Below are 20,649 nucleotides of genomic sequence, written 5' to 3'. Positions count from 1 at the left end.
GCACACGCCGGATGCCGGCGAGACCGCACCCGCTTGTCGATCGTCGACCCGAGAGGGCACCGCTATGACCACAACCGATGCCGCTGACATCCGGCGTTCGGTGCCCGCCGATATCGGCTACTTCGACCCGCAGGTCTTCGAGGACCTGGGCATCGTTCAGACCGTCGTCGCCCGGGGCACCATCTACGTCTCCGGAATAGCGCCGCTGACCGTCGGTGAGTCCGGGCTCGAGCCGGTGGCAAGTAGTTTCGACGAGCAGTTGGACTTCACCCTGGAGGTGCTCGACCGCTCTCTGCAGGCCGTCGGTGGCCAGCGCAGCGGTCTGGTCGCATGGACGATCTACACGACCGACATGGCTGGGCTCGCCGCTGCCGCGCCGATTCTCAAGGCCTGGGTCGGTGCCCACCGCCCGACGAGCACCTGGGTGACGGTGGCGGGGCTGATCCATCCGCAGCAGAAGCTCGAGTTGACGGCGACCGCCGTCTGCTGACGCTGGCATGATCGATTCATGACCGTCGACGCCAGCCGCCTGTTGGCCGCCGCGCCGGCGATGGCTGCGGCGGTGGCGATCGCCTTTGCGGCGGCAGGGCCGGCACAGGCCCGGCCGTCGGATCCGGGGGTGGTGTCCTACGCGGTCCTCGGCAAGGGCTCGGTCGGCAATATCGTCGGCGCGCCGATGGCCTGGGAGTCGGTGTTCACCGATCCGTTCCAGGCCTACTGGGTGGATCTGCCGGTGTGCAACAACTGGGCCGACGTCGGCCTGCCCGAGGTGTACTACGACCCCGACCTCGCCTCGTTCAACGGTGCGGTGACCCAGACGTCGGCCAGCGATCAAGGCCACCTGGTCAAGCAGGCGATCGGGGTGTTCGCCACTGCCGAGGCGGCGTCGCGCGCCTACCACCGGGTGATCGACCGCACGGTCGGCTGCGCGGGGCAGACCACGGCCATGCACCTCGAGGACGGCACCACCGAGGTGTGGTCGTTCACGGGTGCGCCGCCGACTGCCACCGACGCCGTGTGGGTCAAGCAGGAGGCCGGTAGTGATCGGCGCTGCTTCACCCAGACCAGGCTGCGAGAGAACGTCCTGCTGCAAGCCAAGGTCTGCCAGTCCGGAAACGGCGGCCCCGCGGTCAACGTGCTGGCGGGCGCGATGCAGAACACCCTGGGTCAGTAGCGGTAACGATCCGCGACTTTGGGTACACGTCACCAACGTGTCGCTCGATCAGCGGGGAGTTTTGTCGGTGCGGTCTGGAAGATGGATCCCATGACGTTCGTCGTCACGTCCACACCGGGCCGTTCGCGCAGCGGGCCGGAGGCCGACGAGCGCCCGCTGGCCGATTCGACCTCGGCCGCCCTGCACATCGCGGGGCTGACTCTGTCCGACACCTCGGTGGGACGGGTGGGCCTGGAACTCGAGGCGCACTGCTTCGACCTCGACGATCCGCATCGCAGACCGAGCTGGGCCGAGTTACGTGCGGTGATCTCCGCGGTGCCGTCCCTACCGGGCGGTGGTGCGATCACGGTCGAGCCGGGCGGCGCCATCGAACTGTCCGGACCTCCGCTGGACGGCCCGACGGCCGCGATTGCCGCCATGGCCGCTGACCGGGAGGTCCTGCGGTCGGTGGCCGAGGAGGCCGGGCTGGGGCTGGTGCTGCTGGGTGCCGACCCGCTGCGGCGTGCCCAGCGGATCAACCCGGGCGCCCGCTACCTGGCGATGGAACAGTTCTTCACCGCCACCTGCACGGCCGGCGCCGGCGCGGCGATGATGACCTCGACGGCCTCGATGCAGATCAACCTGGACGCCGGTCCCCGGGACGGCTGGGCCGACCGGGTGCGCCTTGCCCACGCGCTGGGCCCCACGATGATCGCGATCGCGGCCAACTCGCCGCTGCTGGCCGGCACTTTCACCGGCTGGCAGTCCAGCAGGCAGTGGGTGTGGGGACAGCTGGACTCCGCGCGGTGCGGCCCGGTCCTGGGTGCCAGCGGGGATGACCCGTGCACCGACTGGGCGCGCTACGCGCTGAAAGCGCCGGTGATGCTGGTGCACACACCACACGCGGTCCCGCTGACCACCCAGGTGCCCTTCGCGGACTGGGCGGACGGCCTGGTCGAGCTCGACGGCAGGCGGCCCACCACGACGGATCTCGACTACCACCTGACCACCCTGTTCCCGCCGGTCCGCCCGCGCGGCTGGCTGGAGATCCGTTATCTCGACAGCGTGCCCGACGCGCTGTGGCCGGCCCTGGTGTTCCTGTTGACCACGCTGCTCGATGATCCCCAGGCAGCCGATGTGGCCGCCGAGGCTGTCGCGCCGGTGGCGACGTCCTGGGACCTGGCTGCCCGGGTCGGCCTCGCCGACAATCGGCTGTACACCGCGGCCAACCGCTGCGTGGCCGCCGTCGCGGATCGGGCGCCCGCGGAATTATCGGAGTCCATGGCGCGGTTGGTCCACAATGTGGAAGCCGGCCGTAGTCCTGCCGATGACATCGCCGACGGGGTGATCCGGAGTGGGATCGTGCCCGCCGTGCGCCGGCTGGCGCGGGGGCAGGAGTGATCTCCCGCGAGCTGCTGGCCCGTGACCTCGACCGGGCCCGGCAGCGGACGCTGGCCCTCACCGACTTCGATGACGCCGAACTGCACCGCCAGTACAACCCGCTGATGAGTCCACTGGTCTGGGACCTCGCCCACATCGGCCAGCAGGAAGAACTCTGGCTGCTGCGCGACGGCAATCCAGACCGTCCGGGCATACTGCCCGCCACCGTCGAGGGCCTTTACGACGCGTTCGTGCACAGCCGAGCCAGCCGGGTCGACCTGCCACTGCTGTCGCCGGCCCAGTCCCGGGCTTACTGCGGCAGCGTGCGGGCGGCGGCGCTCGACGTCCTCGATGCCGCATCCGAGCATGACGAGGACATCGCATTCCGCTTCGGTCTGGTGATCAGCCACGAAAACCAGCACGACGAAACCATGCTGCAGGCGCTCAACCTGCGCACCGGCGCACCGATTCTCGGCCCGGGCGCCGCGCTGCCACCCGGTCGACCCGACCTGGCCGGAACCTCCGTGCTGGTCCCCGGCGGGCCGTTCGTGCTCGGCGTCGATGCCGATGACGAGCCGCTGTCACTGGACAACGAGCGCCCCGCGCACGTCGTCGACGTGCCGTCCTTCCGGATCGGGCGGGTGCCGGTCACCAACGGCGAGTGGCGGCACTTCATCGACGACGGCGGCTACCGCCAGCCGCGGTGGTGGTCGCAGCGCGGCTGGGAGCATCGCGTCCAAGCCGGGCTCACCGCACCCCAGTTCTGGAACGCCGACGGCAGCCGCGCCCGGTTCGGCCACATCGAACAGATCCCCGATGACGAACCCGTCCAGCACATCACCTACTTCGAAGCCGAGGCCTACGCGGCATGGGCCGGGGCGCGCCTGCCCACCGAGATCGAATGGGAGAAGGCCTGCGCCTGGGACCCGGAAGCGGGTGCCCGGCGCCGCTTTCCCTGGGGTGCCGAGCGCCCGTCGGCGCAGCTGGCCAACCTCGACGGTGCCGCCCTGCGCCCAGCCCCGGTGGGCGCCTACCCGCAGGGGGCGTCGGCCTACGGTGTCGAGCAGATGCTCGGCGATGTCTGGGAGTGGACCACCTCGCCGCTGCGGCCGTGGCCGGGCTTCACGCCGATGATCTACCAGCGCTACTCCGAACCGTTTTTCGACGGCGACTACCGGGTGCTGCGCGGCGGATCGTGGGCGGTGGCCGGTGACATCCTGCGCCCCAGCTTCCGCAACTGGGACCATCCGATCCGCCGGCAGATCTTCTCCGGTGTGCGATTGGCCTGGGACGCCTGATGTGTCGGCATCTCGGCTGGCTGGGCGAATCGGCGTCGTTGGCCTCGCTGACACTGGACCCGCCGTCGGGGTTGCTGGTGCAGTCCTATGCCCCCCGCCGGCAGAAGCACGGATTGCTCAACGCCGACGGTTGGGGTGTGGGCTTTTTCGATGACCTGAGTCAGCCACGGCGTTGGCGCAGCGCCGCCCCGCTCTGGGGTGATGCGTCGTTCGCGTCGGTGTCGCCCGCGCTGCGCAGCAGTTGTGTGGTGGCCGCTGTGCGATCGGCGAGTGTCGGTATGCCGATCGAACCCAGTGCCTGCGCCCCCTTCACCGACGGCCGATGGTTGTTGTCGCACAACGGGATTGTCGATCGTGGCGTGCTCCCGCTGACGTCGGCGGCCGAATCGACCGTCGACAGCGCGATCCTGGCCGCGATGATCTTCGAGCGCGGTCTGGACAACCTCGGGGACACCATCGTCGAGGTGGCCGCCGCCGACCCAGGAGCGCGGCTGAACATCCTGGCCGCCAACGGTTCCCGGCTGCTGGCCACCACCTGGGGAGACACCTTGTCGGTGCTCGAGCGTGCGGACGGCGTAGTGCTGGCCAGTGAGCCCTACGACGATCACCCCGATTGGCGCGACATCCCGGACCGTCACCTGGTCGAGGTCACCGAGCAGCGCGTGACGCTGACCCCGCTGAGAGGATCGTCGTGACCTTCACCCTGTCGAACTACCTGGCTGCCGACGCCGCCGGGCAGGCGCTGCGCCACGATGTGCGCACCGGCTTGCAACAGACCCCGAAGTCGTTGCCGCCCAAGTGGTTCTATGACGCCATCGGAAGTGACCTCTTCGATCAGATCACCCGTTTGCCGGAGTACTACCCGACCCGCGCCGAGGCGCAGATCCTGCGCGCCGAGTCGGCCGCCATCGCGGCGGCTAGTGGCGCGGACACCCTGGTCGAACTGGGCAGCGGCACCTCGGAGAAGACCAGGATGCTGCTGGCCGCCCTGCGCGACCACGGATCGCTGCAGCGCTTCATCCCGTTCGACGTCGATGCAGGGGTGCTCGAGGCCGCCGGTGCGGCACTGCAGTCGGAGTTCGCAGGTCTGGAGATCGACGCGGTGTGCGGTGATTTCGAGGAGCACCTGGCCAAGATCCCGGTGGGCGGTCGGCGGCTGTTCGTCTTCCTCGGCTCGACGATCGGCAATCTGACCCCGGGGCCGCGGGCAGCCTTCTTGTCCGCACTCGCCGACGTGCTCGAGCCCGGGGATTCCCTGCTGCTGGGTACCGACCTGGTCAAGGACGTCGGGCGGCTGGTCCGCGCCTACGACGACAGCGCCGGTGTGACGGCTCGGTTCAACCGCAACGTCCTCGCAGTCGTCAACCGGGAACTCGATGCCGACTTCGCCGTCGAGCAGTTCAGCCACGTCGCCCGGTGGAACGCCCCCCAGGAGCGGATCGAGATGTGGCTGCGTGCCGACACGCCACAGCACGTCCACATCGCGGCACTGGACCTGCACGTCGACTTCGGCCAAGGTGAAGAGATGTTGACCGAGGTGTCGTGCAAGTTCCGTCCGGAGGCTGTCGGCAGGGAACTGGCCGACGCCGGGCTGCGGCGGACGCACTGGTGGACCGATCCGGCGGGGGATTTCGGCCTCTCGCTGGCGGTCCGGTGAGCGATCTCGCGCAACGCTGGCGCGCCGACCGGCTGCCGGTGGCCGGAGTGCACCTGGACAGCGCGGCCTGCTCACGGCAGAGCCTTGCGGCCATCGATGCCGCGGTCGCCCACGCCCGCCACGAGAGCGAGGTCGGCGGCTACGTGGCCGCCGAAGCCGCCGCACCCGTGCTCGACGCCGGCCGAGCCGGGGTTGCCGCGCTCACCGGAATGTCCTCGGGTGATGTGGTTTTCAGCACGGGATCGGGCAATGCCCTCGAACTGTTGCTCGGGGTGTGGCCGCTGCCGCGGACCGTGGCCTGTCTGCCCGGCGAGTACGGGCCCAACCTCGCTCAGTTCGCCGCACAGGGATTCACCACCTCGCCGTTGCCGGTGGATGAACTTGGCCGGCTGGACCCCGATGCCGCCGCAGCAGCGCTGCGGGCCGCACCTCCGGCGATGGTGCATCTGACCGCTATCGGCAGCCACCGCGGGGTGCTGCAACCAGTACCGGCAGTAGCCGAGATCTGCCGCGAGCTCGGGGTGCCCCTGGTGGTCGACGCCGCGCAGGCCCTGGGTCAGATCGATTGCGTGGTCGACGCCGACGCCGTCTACTCCTCGTCGCGCAAGTGGATGGCTGGTCCTCGCGGCGTCGGTGTTCTGGCCGTCCGGCCCGCACTCGCGGATCTGCTGCGCACCCCGCAGTGGGCCGACCAGTTCTCGGCATTACAGTCCCTGGAACTCGGCGAGGCCAATGTGGCTGCGCGAGTGGGATTCTCGGTTGCAGTGGGAGAGCACCTGGCGGCCGGTCCGGACGTGGTGCGCCAGCACCTGATCGAGCTGGCCCGCGCCACCCGTGGTGTGCTGGCCGAGGTCCCCGGCTGGCGCGTGGTGGAACCGGCCGACGAGCCCACTGCCATCACGACTTTGGCGCCGACCGACGGGGCCGACCCGGTGACGGTGCGGGCCCGGCTGATCGCCGAACACGGCATCGTCACCACCGCGGCAGGTGTGGAGCGCGCGCCACTGGAGATGCAGACGCCGGTCCTGCGAGTGTCGCCGCATGTCGACAACACCGTCGAGGACGTCGAGGTGCTGGCCGCCGCGCTCAGTTCCGCCACCTGACCGGCGGCAGAGGTCAGCTCGCGGTATGCGCGCTGAGCAGGTAGGCCGGCATCATCATCCGGCCCTTCCCGTCGGTGTCGAACGGCATCGGGCCATCCGGCATGTCGGGGAATTCCGGTTTGTGCGAATGGATCTTGGCGGGCCGGATCTCATCGATCTCGAAATGTTGCGACACCGCGGCTCGCAACTCGTCCTCGTCGACCTCGTGCGGCTTGGTCTCGATGTCGGGCGGGAAGGCGCCCTTGGCGAACACCAACACGTAGTAGCGCGCGCCCGGCGCCGCGGCCCGGCGAATGGACCGCAGGTACCCGTCACGGCCCTCGATCGGTAGCGAATGGAACAACGTGCTGTCGATGATCGTCGAGAACCGGCCGTCGAAACCGGTGAAGGCGGTGATGTCATCGCACACGAACGTCGCGTTGGACAGCCCGCGTTCCTCGGCCGAGCGGGTGGCGGCGGCGATCGCGGTCGGTGAGACGTCGATGCCGACCACGGTGTAGCCCTGGGCGGCCAGCGCCAACGACAATTCGGCGTGCCCGCAGCCGGCGTCCAGCACGTCGCCGGTCACCTTGCCGTCGCGGATCAGCGCCGCCAATTCGGGTTGCGGCTCACCGATGTTCCACGGCGGCGGTCCCGGGAAAGCCCCGTCCTGCCGGTAGGCGCTGTCCCAATCCATCACTTCGTCAGCCATGAGAACGACGCTACTCCGCGTTTCGGATCAGGTGGGTTGCTCCCAGGTGTGCACCGGTTCGTTGCTGTGCATCTGCTCGCAGTAGCGCCGCAGCATCTCGGCCAGTGCCTGCGGCCGGGCCACGCCCTGCTCCTGCAGTGCGCGCACCGTGGCCACCTGCCAGGCCGACCCGTTGCGGCCGGTCTTCGCGCGGCCCTCGATCACCCCGAGATAGCGATCGCGGACCTCGGCGGCCACCTGCCAGCGGCGCAGCCCCTCGTCGGCCATCGGCAGCAGCGTCCGCAGCACCAACTCGTCGGCGGTCACCTCACCAAGGCCGGGCCAGTACAGCCGGCCATCCAGACCGTTGCGTGCAGACTCCAGAAATTGTCTTGTGCCGCAGTGAAACTCATCTTCGTCCACAGTGGACGGTCCTCCTCGGACAGGTAGCGCAGCGCCCCGTAATAGAACGCCGAGTTGGCCATCATGTCGACGACGGTCGGCCCGGCCGGCAGCACCCGGTTCTCCACCCGCAGATGCGGGCGGCCGTCCACCACGTCGTACACCGGACGGTTCCAGCGGTAGACCGTGCCGTTGTGCAGCCGCAGCTCGGGCAGGTGCGGGGTACGCCCGGCGGCCAGCTCGGCGACCGGATCCTCGTCGGACAGTTCGGGCAGCAGCGACGGGAAGTAGCGGACGTTCTCCTCGAACAGGTCGAAGATCGAGGTGATCCAGCGTTCGCCGAACCACACCCGGGGACGTACCCCCTGTGCCTTCAACTCGTCGGGCCGGGTATCGGTGGCCTGGGCGAACAGTTCGATGCGGGTCTCGGCCCACAATTGATGGCCGAAGAAATAGGGTGAATTCGCGCCGAGTGCCAACTGGGGCCCCGCCAGTACCTGCGCGGCGTTCCAATTGCTGGCGAAGTCCGCCGGCGACACCTGAAGGTGCAATTGCATGCTGGTGCAAGCGGATTCGGGTGCAATGGACTCCGCGTGCAGGCTCAGCCGCTCCGGGCCCGCGATATCGATCAGGATGTCCTCGCCGCGGGCGGTGAAGATGGAATCGTTGAGCGCCTGATACCGCATCGACGGGCTCATCCAATGCCCGGTCAGGTGTTGCGGCATCAGCGTCGGCAGGATGCCGATCATCACGATGTGGGCGCCGTCGGTGTTGGCCTTGGACTCCGCGGCGTTGAGACTGGCGCGGATCTCGTCCTCCAATTCCAGCGCCGTTCGCCCGGGCAGCCGACGCGGTGGGACGTTGAATTCGATGTTGTAGGCGCCCAATTCAGTCTGGTAGGCCGGATCGGCGATCGCCGCGAGCACCTCTTGGTTGGACATCGCCGGCTGGTAGCCGGCGTCCACCAGGTTGCATTCGATCTCCATCCCGGTCAGCGGCCGGTCGAACTCGAAACTGGACTGGGCCAGCATGGTTTCGAACACGTCCAGGCACAGCTGCACCTTGCGGCGGTATTCCTGGCGGTGTGCCCGGTTGTAGCTGGCGTGCTTGACCTCTTCGCCCACTTTGGCCATGCAACCGGTTCGGCGCCGAGCGCGCAAGGAAATCGCGGAGATCAGCCGCGGCGGCGGACTACCACCGTCTGCCGGTCGAACTGGCCGCTGCTGACCTCGACGTCGACACCCGCGTGGTCACCGAGGGCCTGCAGGGCCGAACGACTGTAGGCCCGCAGCGAGCTGATCAGCCCGTCGTGGGCGAACGGCCAGCACAGCGCGAACGGGGCGAACGTCGCCAGCTTCACCAGGTGCAGCGGTGACGGCGGCCGCGGCAGGTCGATGATCAACAGCTCGGCGGCCACCCGGGTTCCCTCGGCGAAGACGCGGGCAGCCAGATCCGGTGGCAGGTGATGGAACGACAGCGCGAAGACCGCGAGGTCGAACGAGTCGTCCGGGGCGTCGATCGCCGTCGCGTCGAGGGTGCGGACGGTGGCGCGCGGGTGCTCGCCGAGGTCGGAAGCCGACATCGCCGCCACCGACTCGGGGTTGATGTCGGAGATCGTCACCGTGGCGGTGGGGTGCTGGTCGAGGACGATCCGCGACAGCGCACCATGGCCGGCACCGAGTTCGAGAATCCTGGGGTCGGGCACGTCGGCGACCTCGGCCAGCACCAGGGCAGCGTTGCGTTCGTGCTCCTTGAACAGCGAGCCCATCACGTCCAGCGCCCGGATCACCCCGCGCTTGACCTTGTCATCGACGTCGTCGCGGTCGAGGTATTCGGGGCGATCGGTCTGCAGCATGCGGTCCAACCAGGACGCATCCGGGCCGCCCCGGGGCATGTCGGCGATGTCGGCCACTGGCTTTGCCACGTAGGCCATCATGGACGATGGACCGCCACCTTTTCTAGGAGCACTGTTGGCCGACTTCGTCGCATCCATTGACCAGGGCACCACCAGCACCCGCTGCATGATCTTCGACCACAACGGTCTGGAGGTGGGGCGCCACCAGCTCGAGCACGAGCAGATCCTGCCTAAGGCAGGGTGGGTGGAGCACAACCCGGTGGAGATCTGGGAGCGCACGCAGACGGTGGTGCAGTCGGCCCTCAACGCCACCAAGCTGTCGGCCGGTGACCTCGCTGCCCTCGGTATCACCAATCAGCGCGAGACCACGCTGGTGTGGAACCGCAAGACCGGCCGGCCGTATTACAACGCGATCGTGTGGCAGGACACCCGCACCGACCGCATCGCCACCGCGCTGGATCGTGACGGCCGTGGTGAGGTGATCCGGCACAAGGCCGGTCTGCCGCCGGCGACGTACTTCTCGGGCGGCAAGCTGCAGTGGATCCTGGACAACGTCGACGGGGTGCGGGCGGCCGCCGAACGCGGCGATGCGTTGTTCGGCACGCCGGACACCTGGGTGCTGTGGAATCTCACCGGGGGCCCGGCCGGCGGCGTGCACGTCACCGATGTCACCAACGCCAGCCGGACCATGCTGATGAACCTCGAGACCCTGGACTGGGACGACGAGCTGTTGTCGTTCTTCGGCGTTCCGCGCGCCATGCTGCCGGAGATCCGTCCGTCGTCCTCACCGGAGCCCTACGGCATGACCCATCCCGGTGGTCCGGCCGGCGGGCAGGTGCCGGTGACCGCCAGTCTGGGGGATCAGCAGGCCGCGATGGTCGGCCAGGTGTGTCTGGCGCCGGGGGAGGCCAAGAACACCTATGGCACAGGCAATTTCCTGCTGCTCAACACCGGCGAGAAGATCGTGCGTAGCGCCAACGGGCTGCTGACCACGGTGTGCTACCAGTTCGGTGACGCGAAACCTGTTTACGCCCTTGAGGGTTCGATCGCGGTGACCGGGTCGGCGGTGCAGTGGTTGCGAGATCAGCTGGGCATCATCAGCGGGGCCTCCGACAGCGAGACGCTGGCCGCGCAGGTCTCCGACAACGGCGGGGTGTACTTCGTGCCGGCGTTCTCCGGATTGTTCGCGCCCTACTGGCGCTCCGATGCGCGCGGCGCGATCGTGGGGCTGTCGCGGTTCAACTCCAATGCCCACGTGGCTCGCGCGACGCTGGAGGCGATCTGCTATCAGAGCCGCGACGTCGTCGACGCCATGGAGGCCGACTCCGGCGTGCACCTGGAGGTGCTGAAGGTCGACGGCGGGGTGACGGCCAACGAGTTGTGCATGCAGATCCAGGCCGACGTGCTGGGCGTCGACGTGGTGCGCCCGGTGGTGGCCGAGACGACGGCGCTGGGCGCGGCGTACGCGGCGGGTCTGGCGACCGGCTTCTGGGCGGATCCCGATGACCTGCGGGCGAATTGGCAGGAGGATCGCCGGTGGTCGCCGGCCTGGAGTGAGGAGCAGCGCGCCGGTGGGTACGCCGGCTGGCGTAAGGCGGTGCAGCGCACCCTGGACTGGGTCGACGTCTCGTGACTGCGGCTAGCGGCGGGTCAGCCCGGCGCTGATCGCGTCGAGGGGGCAGAGGTCGTCGGGGCAGTCGCTGGGCGCCGTCGGCACCTGCTGTGCCGGGCCTGGCACCAGATCACGGATCTGGTCCAGGGTTTGGGAACGGTAGGACGTCCGGACCAACCGGTGCCCGGCACCGTCCTCGAGCACCTCGAAGATCAGCGCACCGCCGGGTGCCGGCTCGTCGTCGGCGAATCCGGTGATGGACCAATGCAGGTCCAACAGGCCGGAGAGGTTGGCGATGTCGGTGTCGTGGCCGACGATCACCGTCAACGGCGGCCCGTCGGCGAGTGCGCGGGCGACGGTGTCGGCGATCCCGCCGGCGTTGGCCAGCGCCAACGGGCGTGGCCGGGCGATGATCGACAGCTCCAGCGCGTGCAGTGTTCCCACGGCGGCGATGTCGGCGGCGCTGGCTCGCCCCCACCCGACATCGGAGCGCGGCTTGCCCTCGGCGTACTGGAGTTCCAGCACTTCGGAGATCACCGATCCGTGGGCCAGCGCCCCGGTCAGCTTCGGGCGGTGTGCGCCGCTGGGGTCGACCTCGGTGCCGCTGGTCAGGTCGGTGAGCCCGCATCCGCTGCTGTGCGTCCCGCACAGGATGCGGGTCAGCGTGGCCAGCTCCGGTTGATATCGGGCAGCCAATGCCGTCGCGCCGTCGGGGCCGACCGCCGCGGCGACGGCGTCGGCGGCTTCCTCGGTGGTGATGCCCGAGTCCCGATACTCGGCGAACAGCGGGTCGGGTTCCCCTTGCGGGCGGTGCAGGTTGGGCAACGCACAACCGGGGGCCAGGGCGGCGGCATAGGCGTTGCCGGTGGCGATGGTGCGTTCCAGGGAATCGGATAGGACCTGCACCGAGCCTGACGGCGGGCAGCCCTGAGCGGGCAGGAGACCGTCGGCGGTGAATCGGCGGCCGTCGTCGGCGGCGACCAGTCGGATGGCGGCGGCGCCGTGATCGGTGAGCCAGCCGGGTGGGGTTACCCATGCGGGCCACGGTTGGGGGGCTATCGAGGTGGGTACCGGCGGTTCCTGGTTTGGCGGGCGCACGCCGTGGCGCATCACCACGACGGCACGTACCACGTGCCAGTCGTCGGCGCGGCTCACCCCTGGCGCCGGTGCGCCAAGCAGAAGCCCGAGAGTCAGGACACACGCGATCGACCGTGACACGGGACCATCGAAGCATGCCCATGATTTCGGCGCGGTTGCCGCCGCTCAGCGACGGCAACCGCGCCGAAATCGCTACTCCGATTCGCCGAGGATCTGGTAGACCTCACGGCGCGCAGCGTTGACGATGTCGACGATGCGCTGCTGTTGCTCCGGGCTGGCGGTGTGCGCGGACTGCGCAACCGCTCCGAACAACTGGCCGATGGCGGCACGCAGGTTGAGCTGGCCCGGGTCGACGTCTTCGGCGATCTCCTGCCACGGCGGGGCGGTGATCTTCTCGGCGGCGGCGCGACCGTCCTCGGTCAGCTCGAAAAGCTTCTTGCTGCCGTCGGTTTCGGTGCCGACGATGACGCCTTCGTCGACGAGCAATTGCAGGGTGGGGTAGACCGAGCCGGGGCTGGGCTTCCACACACCGTCGGTGCGTTCGGCGATCTCCTGGATCATCTCGTAGCCGTGCATCGGCCGTTCGGCCAGCAGGGCCAGGATCGCGGCACGGACATCACCGCGCCTGCCGCGGCCACGGCCATGCCCGCGGCGGCCACCGCGGCCGCCGGGCCCGAAACCAGGCCCGAAGCCGAAGCCCGGGCCGAACCCGAATCCGGGGCCGAAGCCACCGCGCGGGCCGAACCCGGCCGGACCGTCACCGGCGGCCATCTGTTCGCGGACGTGCTCACGGAAGTGCCGGCGAGCGTGCCGGCGGCCGGGTCCGGGCGGGGCGAAACCGAATCCGGGGCCGAAGCCAGGACCGAACCCGGGACCGAAACTGGGACGACCCGGGTGCGGGCCGTTGAACTGGGGAAATGGGGTGCTCATCGCACTCTCTCTTTCTCGACGGGAAGCGCCGAGTGCGCCTCCGATACGTCAACGATATATCGGAAGCTATCGCGATGCAACGACGAGTTTCAGGAGCGGCGGTCGATCTCCTCGACGAGCCAGCGGGCCCAGTCGGCTTCCATCGCCTCTGCGCGCAGCCCGTACTCCAGGGCGGCACGGCCGTAGAAGTCGGTGTCGGAGGTGCCCCAGTCGACCGAATCGCGCAGCTGCTCATAACGTTTGCGCTCGGCATCGGCTTGTTCGGCCAGGCTGGCGACATGCGCGCGCGCCTGATCGGCGGGCATCTCGCCGAGCAGGAACACCCGCAGGAGTTCGGCACTGCGATACGGCGGGTCATCCTGCGGATGGGCCATCCAGCGCAGCAGATCCTCGCGGCCGGCGTCGGTGACCCGGTATTCCTTACGCCCGCGCGGGCCGATATCGGTGACCTCGATCAGGCCGGCGTCGGCCAGCTTGTTCAATTCGCCGTACAGCTGGCTCTGGGTGGCGGGCCACACGTTGGCCATCGAGTACTCGAACCGCTTGAGCAGGTCATACCCACTGCCGGGCTGCTGGGCCAGCAGGCCCAATGCTGCGTAGCGAAGACTCACCCGTCCATCGTAGAGCGCGACATGTCAGAAGTGGAACGTCACGGCTGCGGCACGGTCATCTTCATCGACGAATGTTTCGCCAGCAGGTAGTACAGGCCGAACGCCACCCCGCAGCCGATGAACCACGAGTACTGGGCGGCGGTGTGCATCCCGTAGACCGACCCGGCCAGCAGTACCGGGACCACGGCCAGCACCGCGCCCACTCCGGTGGCGATGACGGCCACCGGGTTGTAGCCCTTGGTGTACCAGTAGGTTCCGTTCGGGCTCATCGTGAACAGGTCGTCGACCGCGACGTGCTGGCGGCGCACCAGGTAGAAGTCGGCGATCAGGACGCCGAACAGCGGGCCGATGAAGGCACCGAGGATCTCCAGCGTGTAGTGGATGACCTCGGGGTTGTTGTAGAGGTTCCACGGGGTGATCAACACCGAACCGATGGCGGCGATCATGCCGCCGGCACGCCAGCTGATCTTCTGCGGGCTCACGTTGGAGAAGTCGAAGGCCGGGCTGATGAAGTTCGCGACGATGTTGATGCCGATGGTCGCGATGGTGAAGGTCAAGGCGCCCAACACGATCGCGAAGGTGCTGTCGATGCGGGCCACGGTCTGAACCGGATCGGTGATCAGTTCACCGAAAACCGGAACGGTCAGCGAGGCCGTCACCACCACCAGTACCGAGAACACCAGAAAGTTGACCGGCAGGCCCAGGAAGTTACCCCGCTTCACCGCAGCGAACGACTTTCCATACCGCGAGAAGTCGCCGAAGTTCAGCATCGGGCCCGAAAAGTAGGACACCACAAGGGCGATCGCCCCCAGCATCACCGGAACCGACTCCAGTCCGGTGTAGGTCACCGCACCCAGGTTGAGGTCGATCGCGCTCCAGCCGGCCTTGTGGATCAAATACCCGCACAGGATGAACATCACCACGTACACCGCGGGGCCGCAGAAGTCGATGAACCTGCGGATCGATTCCATGCCGCGCCAGAACACGCAGGCCTGCAGCACCCAGAGCAGCATGAAGCTGCACCAGCCGAGCAGCGGCAGCCCGAGGAAGCCGTACTGGTTCACATCGGCGTAGGGCGCCAGGCCTGGAAAGAGCTTGAGCAGCACCACATCCAGTGCTGCCGAGGCCAGGTATGTCTGGATGCCGTACCAGGCGACCGCGATCAGGCCGCGGATGATCGCCGGGATGTTGGCGCCCAGCACACCGAATACGCTGCGGCAGATCACCGGATAGGGCACCCCGGCCTGCTGGCTGGGTTTGGCGACCAGGTTGCAGAAGATGTTGACGATCACGATCCCGATCAGCAGCGCGACCAGCACCTGCCAACTGGCCAGTCCCAGCGCGAACAGGCTGCCCGCGGTGACATAGCCGCCGACACTGTGCACGTCGGACATCCAGAACGCGAAAATGTTGTAGGCCGACCAGCTTTGCTTGGCCAGTGGTGCAAGGTCCTCGTTGGTCAGTCGCGGGTCATACCCCGGTTTGATCAGGCCACCGCCGACTGGGTGCCCGGCCGCCTCGACGATGTCGTCAGCACCGGCGCGGGCGGTGGGCGGGAGGTCGCGCGTCTCGGTCATGGCAGGCTCCGTGGATCAATCAACAGGTCGTTGCCGGAACCGTATCGACGCCATATTGCCGGGCCGTTGCAGGAAAGCTATATTCTGCGGCCTACGCTTCGTCAGCCACCAGGCCGCTGTGCGCCGGCAGGGTGGACACCACCGCGTTGAGCCGCTGGTGATGCAGCGCGCTGACCGACAGCAGCCGTTCGGTGTCGCGGTCGAGGAACGCTTCGAGCATGACCCGGTGATCCTGGTGGAGCAGGGCGCGTTGCGACTGCTCGACGTGCACCATCAGTTGGACGGGTTCGGTGATGTTCCAGGCGTATTCGAGCATGTGCAGTAGCCGCAGCATCCGCGACGGCCGGGCAAGTCCGAGATGGAAATGCCGGCTCTGCCGGTGATAGTTCTGCGGATCACCCTCGGCGAGAGCGGTTTCCAGTTGTGTGTTGATGTCGCGCAGGGCGTGGCGTTCGGCATCGTCGGCGCGGTCCACGGCCGCGGCAAGTGCTGCGGACTCCAATGTCTGACGCACGATGTACATCTCGGCCAACTCGCTGGCGGTCAACTGGGCCACCGAGTAGCCGAAGTTACGGCGGTGCTGGATCAGTCCTTCGCCGGTGAGGGTCTTGAGCGCCTCCCGCACCGGGATATGACTGACTCCGAACGCGTCGGCCACCTCACCGACGGGCACGGCAGTTCCCGGCGGCAGGGCACCATCGAGGATGACGCGGCGCAGCTCGTCGAGGATGTCCTGCTGGGAGCAGCCCACCGGGCGCACCGCGAGCCGGAACAGCAGCGCGGAGTGCCGGCGGTCGGTCATCCCCCATTCTCACCGGGCAGGCCGCGATGCGCGCGCCGAGACCGCTACCGGCCGCGTGGAATCCTGGTGTGCGCGGTGAGCAACACGTGGTCGTAGACCGATCGGGCCGGCAACCGTTCGCCGTGCTCGAGGGCGCGGACGTCGATCAGGATCTGCTCGGCCAGCAGCCGCACTTTGGTGTTGGTGGTTGCCGAGCGCCAGCGCAGGATCTCGAAGGCCCGGTCGGCGTCGATGCGGTAGACCAGCATCAGCATGCCCTTGGCCTGTTCGATCGTGGCCCGGTTGGTGGCCACCTCGGCGACGGCGGCGGCGATGTGCTCGTCGGCGGCGCGCAGGGTGGGAGTGACGTCGACGTAGTGGCCCTCGCTGCCGACGATCCGGCCGGTGTCGTCACGCAGGTGGGAGCCGACGACCACGACCTCGTGGAGAGCGCCGCAGGTGTCGATGATGCGGTGCCGGCTGCTCCACGGCTGGTGCGCCTGCCGGACCCGGTCCAGGAGCGCATGCACCATCGCGAGATCGTCCGGGTGCTTGTGCGACAGCACCAGCTCGGTGGTGGGGGCCACGGCATCCGGTGCATACCCGTGCAATCGGGCCACCGCGGGCGACCACTCCCACCGGTCGTCGGCGAAGTAGAAGCGGGTCCAGCCCACAGTGCCGACCGGGTCGTCTCCCCCTCCGGACGGCATGCTCGAAATCTACGCAGTCCGCGCGGCATGCGGTCGGGGAGCGACCAGGCTGTACCGAATTCGGATAACCGTTCACTATTGACATGTCATGTCTGGACAGTCAGAGTGGTGAGATGACCGACGTCACAGCAGACTCCGCCAATCTGCCCACCGAGGGCCAGTTCTTCCAGCGCGGCAACTACGCGCCGGTACCCGACGAACTCACCGACTACGACCTGCCCGTCGAGGGCGTCATTCCGCCCGAGCTCGACGGCTGGTACCTGCGCAACGGCCCCAACCCGCGGCAACCCACCGGACACTGGTTCACCGGCGACGGGATGATCCACGGGGTGCGCATCGAGGGAGGTGCGGCCAGGTGGTACCGCAACCGCTGGATCCGCACCGACAGTTTCACCGACCCGTTCCCGCTCTACAACGAGGACGGCACTCGCAGCCTCAACGCCTCGGTGGCCAACACTCACGTCGTCAACCATGCCGGCAAGACGCTGGCACTCGTGGAATCCTCGCTGCCGTATGAGATCACCAACGACCTCGAAACCGTCGGCTGCTACGACTTCGACGGCAAGCTCAACGACGCGATGACGGCTCACCCGAAGATCTGCCCGACCACCGGCGAACTGCATTTCTTCGGATACGGCAACATCTTCGAACCGAACGTCACCTATCACCGTGCCGACGCAGACGGCCGGCTGACGATCAACCGGCCCGTCGAAGTCGGGGCGCTCACCATGATGCACGACTTTGCGATGACGTCGGGGCACGTGATCTTCATGGACCTGCCGATCGTGTTCAACCTCGACATCGCCATCGAGGGCAAGGGCGACATGCCCTACCGCTGGGATGACAACTACGGGGCCCGGTTGGGAGTCTTACGCCGCGACGACCCGTTCGGCGAGATCCGCTGGTTCGACATCGATCCCTGCTACGTCTTCCACGTCGCCAACGCCTACGAGTCCGGGAATTCGATTGTGCTGCAGGCAGTCCGGTATCCCGAACTGTGGCGGGACAACGGCGGATTCGAAGCCAGTGCCGTGCTGTGGAGCTGGACCATCGACCTTGCCGCCGGCACCGTTCGCGAGCAGCAGCTCGATGACCGGGCTGTCGAGTTCCCGCGGATCGATGACCGGCTGGCCGGTCTGCCCGCCCGCTATGCGGTGTCGGTCGGCGACGCGAAGCTGGTGCGCTACGACCTGCAGACCGGCGCTGCCGTCGAGCATTCCTTCGGTCGCGCGGCCGCCCCGGGCGGCCCCGGCGAAGCGGTGTTCGTGCCGTCGCCGTCGGGCCCGGCCGACGAGACCAACGGCTGGTACCTGGGCTACGTCTACGACGCGGAGCGCGACGGCAGCGATCTGGTGATCCTGGATGCCGCCGACTTCGCCGCCGACCCGGTCGCCCGCATCCGATTGCCTCGGCGAGTCCCGTACGGATTCCACGGAAACTGGATCAGCGCCTAGCCTTCGGGCATGGATGACTTCGGGGCACAGCCCGGGATGGCGCTGGTCGTGGGCGGCACCGGCGGGATCGGCTCGCAGATCGTGCGGACCCTGATCGCTCGCGGTTCCCGGGTGGGGTTTACCTTTCACGGCAACGAGGCCACGGCGGCCGCGCTCGCCGCGGAGACCGGCGCCCGTGGACACCGGTTGGAGTTGGGCGATGCCGCGGATGTCCAGCGGGTCGTGGAATCGGTCGCACAGCCAGCAGCTGGCTTGCACACCGTGGTCTACGCCGCCGGGCCGCATGTGCCGATGCGCCACCTGAGCACGATCGAACCGGAGCAGTTCGATCGCCAGATCGGCACGGACGCTGGTGGTTTCTTCGCCCTGATCACCGCGGCACTACCGTATCTGCGCGCCTCCCGGGGCAACCTGGTGGCGGTGACCACTGCGGCGACCCGGCGATTCGCGGTGCGCGACGGCCTCTCGGTGGCTCCCAAAGCTGCCATCGAGGCGTTGATCCGGGGTGTGGCGGCCGAAGAGGGACGGTTCGGCGTCCGGGCCAACTGTGTGGGTCCGGGGATGCTCGTGGACGGCAACGCCGAACGGCTCAGGGCCGATGGTGATCTCGATGATGCCGCGCTGGAGGCCGCGCGACGCAACACCCCGCTGCGCCGCTTCGGCTGTGCCGCCGACGTGGCCGAGGCGGTGTGCTTCCTCGCCTCGCCGCGGGCCGGTTTCATCACCGGTCAGAAGCTCGACGTGGACGGCGGCTACGGTGCCTGAGGACGTAGGTCGGCTGGCTGATGTCGCCGCGATTCGTGAGGTGGTGACGCTGTACTGCCGCGGGGTGGATCGCCTCGACCTGAAGCTGGTGCGAGAGGCTTACCATCCCGGCGCTGTCGATCACCACACCGGCTTTGACGGCACTGTCGAGGAGTACGTCGTCTGGCTTGGCCGCAATCTCGAATACCTGTCCGGGACAATGCACTTCATCGGAAACCATCACGTCGAGTTCGTTGGTGCGGACCGAGCGGTCAGCGAAACATATTGCACGGCAACGCATTGGGGATCGGGCGAGCGCTTGAACTTCACCACCGGGGTGCGCTACATCGATCTGATGGAACGCCGCGACGGCCGGTGGGCCATCGCCGAGCGGTGGGCGGTGCGGGAATGGACCCGCCCGGATGAGTTCGTCGGCCCGGACCGCCCGGGGCCGCGGGGAAGCCGCGACAGTACCGACCCGCTCGCTGTTCTCAGGCGACATTACGGTCTGAGCTGAGGGCGCAGTCGATGCGACTAGAGCTCCTTGAGAGCTGCGAAGGTGTCGTTGACCAACATCTGATTGGCAGCGCGGTCTGCCATTGCCGCGAACATGCGGTCGCCACGCTCGGTAGACTGCACGCCCAGCGATATCGGAATCGACAACATCAGGCCGTAGATCGAGTGAGCCCGGTATTCATGCCAACACTGGTCCAGGGAGTACCCCTGTACGCCGTGGGCGAGCAGCCGTCGATGGTAGGACGTGACGAGCGCCCGCTCGGTGGCCATTCGATCGGCTTCCGACAGAGAATTGCCAAGGAAATAGGAGACGTCGGCGATACCCGGGCCGGAGGAAACGCTTTGCCAGTCGACAACCACGACCGGTGTCCTGCCGTCCTGCGCGTCGAAGAGCAGGTTATCCAGCCGGAAATCGCCATGCCAAAGGCAACGAGAATCACGGAGTGTGGCCAGCCACGAGGACACGTGTGAGCCGCACTCCTCGATCACTGGAAGATGCTCTGGGCGTAGGTACTTGCCGAATCGCTCGAGCCACATCCCCGTGACTTGCGGGATCGATCCGGCGAGCGCCGACCACAGATCGGCGATCGACAGCCAGGACTCCGCTTTCAGCGCAGGATGGCCCCATGTGGGGCCGTGCAAGTCCGCCGCTTGCGCGAGGGCCAGCTCCGCCTGGTCCGGTGTGCATCCAGCGAGCTGATCGATGGTGCGGGCCGGACCCATATCCTCGAGTAGTAACACAAAACCCAGGCTGTCACTGGTGATATCAGCGAAATGGCAGGCCGGTGTGCGGGCTGTCGTGAGGGCGGCAAGGCTTCGATAAAAGCAGATCTCTCGCAGATAAGCGCCTGTCGCGAGTGCCATCTGCCGGCTGGTTGGATCGGTGCTCGGCATCTTGGCGATGAGCGTGTCGGGCGCACCAGTCGGTTGACGTTCGTAGTCGAGGTCGAGGCGGTAGCTGCTCGCCATCTGTCCCGTACCGACCGCGGTCGATTTCACCTGGGCGACAGCGGCATCGGCCCACTCTGGCGTGGTACGCAACATCGAAGTGACAACCCCAGGGGTCAGTTCGGCAACGGTGTAGTCGTGGATTGTCAT

At 67.9% G+C, this 20,649-nt stretch carries 20 protein-coding genes and 1 pseudogene; 11 read left to right on the top strand and 10 right to left on the bottom strand.

Going from position 1 to position 20,649, the window contains the following annotated elements; translation table 11 throughout:
• Positions 1-64 precede the first annotated feature (64 nt).
• From G6N35_RS17305 to egtE, 7 genes are all read left to right on the top strand, one after another.
• Entirely contained in the window at positions 65-490 is a 426-nt protein-coding gene (locus G6N35_RS17305) for a RidA family protein (protein WP_163805363.1), read from the top strand.
• Between the two features lie 18 nt (positions 491-508).
• Entirely contained in the window at positions 509-1,174 is a 666-nt protein-coding gene (locus G6N35_RS17300; RefSeq protein WP_407664557.1) for a sensor domain-containing protein, read from the top strand.
• 90 nt (positions 1,175-1,264) lie between these two features.
• Positions 1,265-2,554: an ergothioneine biosynthesis glutamate--cysteine ligase EgtA gene (gene egtA / locus G6N35_RS17295; protein ID WP_163805362.1), complete on the top strand. Its 1,290-nt coding sequence runs from the start codon at positions 1,265-1,267 to the stop codon at positions 2,552-2,554.
• The gene (gene egtB / locus G6N35_RS17290; RefSeq protein ID WP_163805361.1) at positions 2,551-3,831 is read left to right on the top strand and encodes an ergothioneine biosynthesis protein EgtB; all 1,281 of its coding nucleotides are present in this window, start codon (positions 2,551-2,553) and stop codon (positions 3,829-3,831) included. Before egtA ends, egtB begins: the two co-directional genes overlap by 4 nt.
• Positions 3,831-4,526, top strand: a complete 696-nt coding sequence (gene egtC / locus G6N35_RS17285) for an ergothioneine biosynthesis protein EgtC (protein WP_163805360.1) — start codon at positions 3,831-3,833, stop codon at positions 4,524-4,526. Before egtB ends, egtC begins: the two co-directional genes overlap by 1 nt.
• A complete protein-coding gene (egtD, locus tag G6N35_RS17280) occupies positions 4,523-5,488 on the top strand; it encodes an L-histidine N(alpha)-methyltransferase (RefSeq protein WP_163805359.1) in 966 nt (321 codons plus the stop codon). The genes egtC and egtD overlap by 4 nt, the downstream gene beginning before the upstream one ends.
• Positions 5,485-6,591, top strand: coding sequence for an ergothioneine biosynthesis PLP-dependent enzyme EgtE (gene egtE, locus G6N35_RS17275; protein ID WP_163805358.1), 1,107 nt, complete (start codon positions 5,485-5,487; stop codon positions 6,589-6,591). Before egtD ends, egtE begins: the two co-directional genes overlap by 4 nt.
• Positions 6,592-6,604: 13 nt before the next feature.
• On the opposite strand, the gene G6N35_RS17270 is transcribed toward egtE, so the two are convergent.
• The 3 genes and pseudogenes from G6N35_RS17270 to G6N35_RS17260 all read right to left on the bottom strand — a co-directional run bounded on the left by G6N35_RS17270 (position 6,605) and on the right by G6N35_RS17260 (position 9,596).
• A complete protein-coding gene (locus G6N35_RS17270) occupies positions 6,605-7,282 on the bottom strand; it encodes a class I SAM-dependent methyltransferase (RefSeq protein WP_163805357.1) in 678 nt (225 codons plus the stop codon).
• Between the two features lie 27 nt (positions 7,283-7,309).
• Positions 7,310-8,787, bottom strand: a pseudogene (locus G6N35_RS17265) (glutamate--cysteine ligase).
• A gap of 50 nt (positions 8,788-8,837) precedes the next feature.
• The gene (locus G6N35_RS17260; protein WP_163807742.1) at positions 8,838-9,596 is read right to left on the bottom strand and encodes a class I SAM-dependent methyltransferase; all 759 of its coding nucleotides are present in this window, start codon (positions 9,594-9,596) and stop codon (positions 8,838-8,840) included.
• A 1-nt stretch (position 9,597) separates the two neighbouring features.
• Between G6N35_RS17260 and glpK the strand changes: the two genes are divergently transcribed.
• Complete coding sequence (glpK, locus tag G6N35_RS17255; protein WP_179967377.1) at positions 9,598-11,151, top strand: glycerol kinase GlpK; 1,554 nt, start codon at positions 9,598-9,600, stop codon at positions 11,149-11,151.
• Between the two features lie 6 nt (positions 11,152-11,157).
• Here the strand turns inward: glpK and G6N35_RS17250 are convergent, their stop codons facing one another.
• From G6N35_RS17250 to G6N35_RS17225, 6 genes are all read right to left on the bottom strand, one after another.
• Positions 11,158-12,348 carry a histidine-type phosphatase gene (locus G6N35_RS17250; protein ID WP_163805355.1) on the bottom strand — a complete coding sequence of 397 codons (1,191 nt, stop codon included), beginning with the start codon at positions 12,346-12,348 and terminating at the stop codon, positions 11,158-11,160.
• Between the two features lie 72 nt (positions 12,349-12,420).
• The gene (locus tag G6N35_RS17245; protein ID WP_163805354.1) at positions 12,421-13,158 is read right to left on the bottom strand and encodes a PadR family transcriptional regulator; all 738 of its coding nucleotides are present in this window, start codon (positions 13,156-13,158) and stop codon (positions 12,421-12,423) included.
• 89 nt (positions 13,159-13,247) lie between these two features.
• The gene (locus G6N35_RS17240) at positions 13,248-13,769 is read right to left on the bottom strand and encodes a PadR family transcriptional regulator (RefSeq protein ID WP_163805353.1); all 522 of its coding nucleotides are present in this window, start codon (positions 13,767-13,769) and stop codon (positions 13,248-13,250) included.
• 38 nt (positions 13,770-13,807) lie between these two features.
• A complete protein-coding gene (locus G6N35_RS17235) occupies positions 13,808-15,346 on the bottom strand; it encodes an NCS1 family nucleobase:cation symporter-1 (RefSeq protein ID WP_163805352.1) in 1,539 nt (512 codons plus the stop codon).
• Positions 15,347-15,437: 91 nt separating this feature from the next.
• Positions 15,438-16,148 (bottom strand): GntR family transcriptional regulator, encoded by a 711-nt coding sequence (locus G6N35_RS17230; protein ID WP_163805351.1) that lies wholly within the window; start codon positions 16,146-16,148, stop codon positions 15,438-15,440.
• Positions 16,149-16,192: 44 nt separating this feature from the next.
• Positions 16,193-16,837, bottom strand: a complete 645-nt coding sequence (locus G6N35_RS17225; RefSeq protein ID WP_163805350.1) for a PAS and ANTAR domain-containing protein — start codon at positions 16,835-16,837, stop codon at positions 16,193-16,195.
• A gap of 113 nt (positions 16,838-16,950) precedes the next feature.
• Between G6N35_RS17225 and G6N35_RS17220 the strand changes: the two genes are divergently transcribed.
• From G6N35_RS17220 to G6N35_RS17210, 3 genes are read left to right on the top strand one after another with little or no spacing between them, the layout of a single operon-like run.
• A complete protein-coding gene (locus tag G6N35_RS17220; RefSeq protein WP_163805349.1) occupies positions 16,951-18,291 on the top strand; it encodes a carotenoid oxygenase family protein in 1,341 nt (446 codons plus the stop codon).
• A 9-nt stretch (positions 18,292-18,300) separates the two neighbouring features.
• Positions 18,301-19,056, top strand: a complete 756-nt coding sequence (locus tag G6N35_RS17215; RefSeq protein ID WP_163805348.1) for an SDR family NAD(P)-dependent oxidoreductase — start codon at positions 18,301-18,303, stop codon at positions 19,054-19,056.
• Positions 19,049-19,552: a nuclear transport factor 2 family protein gene (locus G6N35_RS17210; protein ID WP_163805347.1), complete on the top strand. Its 504-nt coding sequence runs from the start codon at positions 19,049-19,051 to the stop codon at positions 19,550-19,552. Before G6N35_RS17215 ends, G6N35_RS17210 begins: the two co-directional genes overlap by 8 nt.
• A 17-nt stretch (positions 19,553-19,569) precedes the next feature.
• On the opposite strand, the gene G6N35_RS17205 is transcribed toward G6N35_RS17210, so the two are convergent.
• Entirely contained in the window at positions 19,570-20,649 is a 1,080-nt protein-coding gene (locus G6N35_RS17205; protein WP_163805346.1) for a phosphotransferase family protein, read from the bottom strand.

Origin of the sequence: Mycolicibacterium anyangense, from assembly GCF_010731855.1 — a bacterium.
Lineage (GTDB): Bacteria > Actinomycetota > Actinomycetes > Mycobacteriales > Mycobacteriaceae > Mycobacterium > Mycobacterium anyangense.
This window is presented reverse-complemented; position numbering and strand designations above follow the sequence as displayed.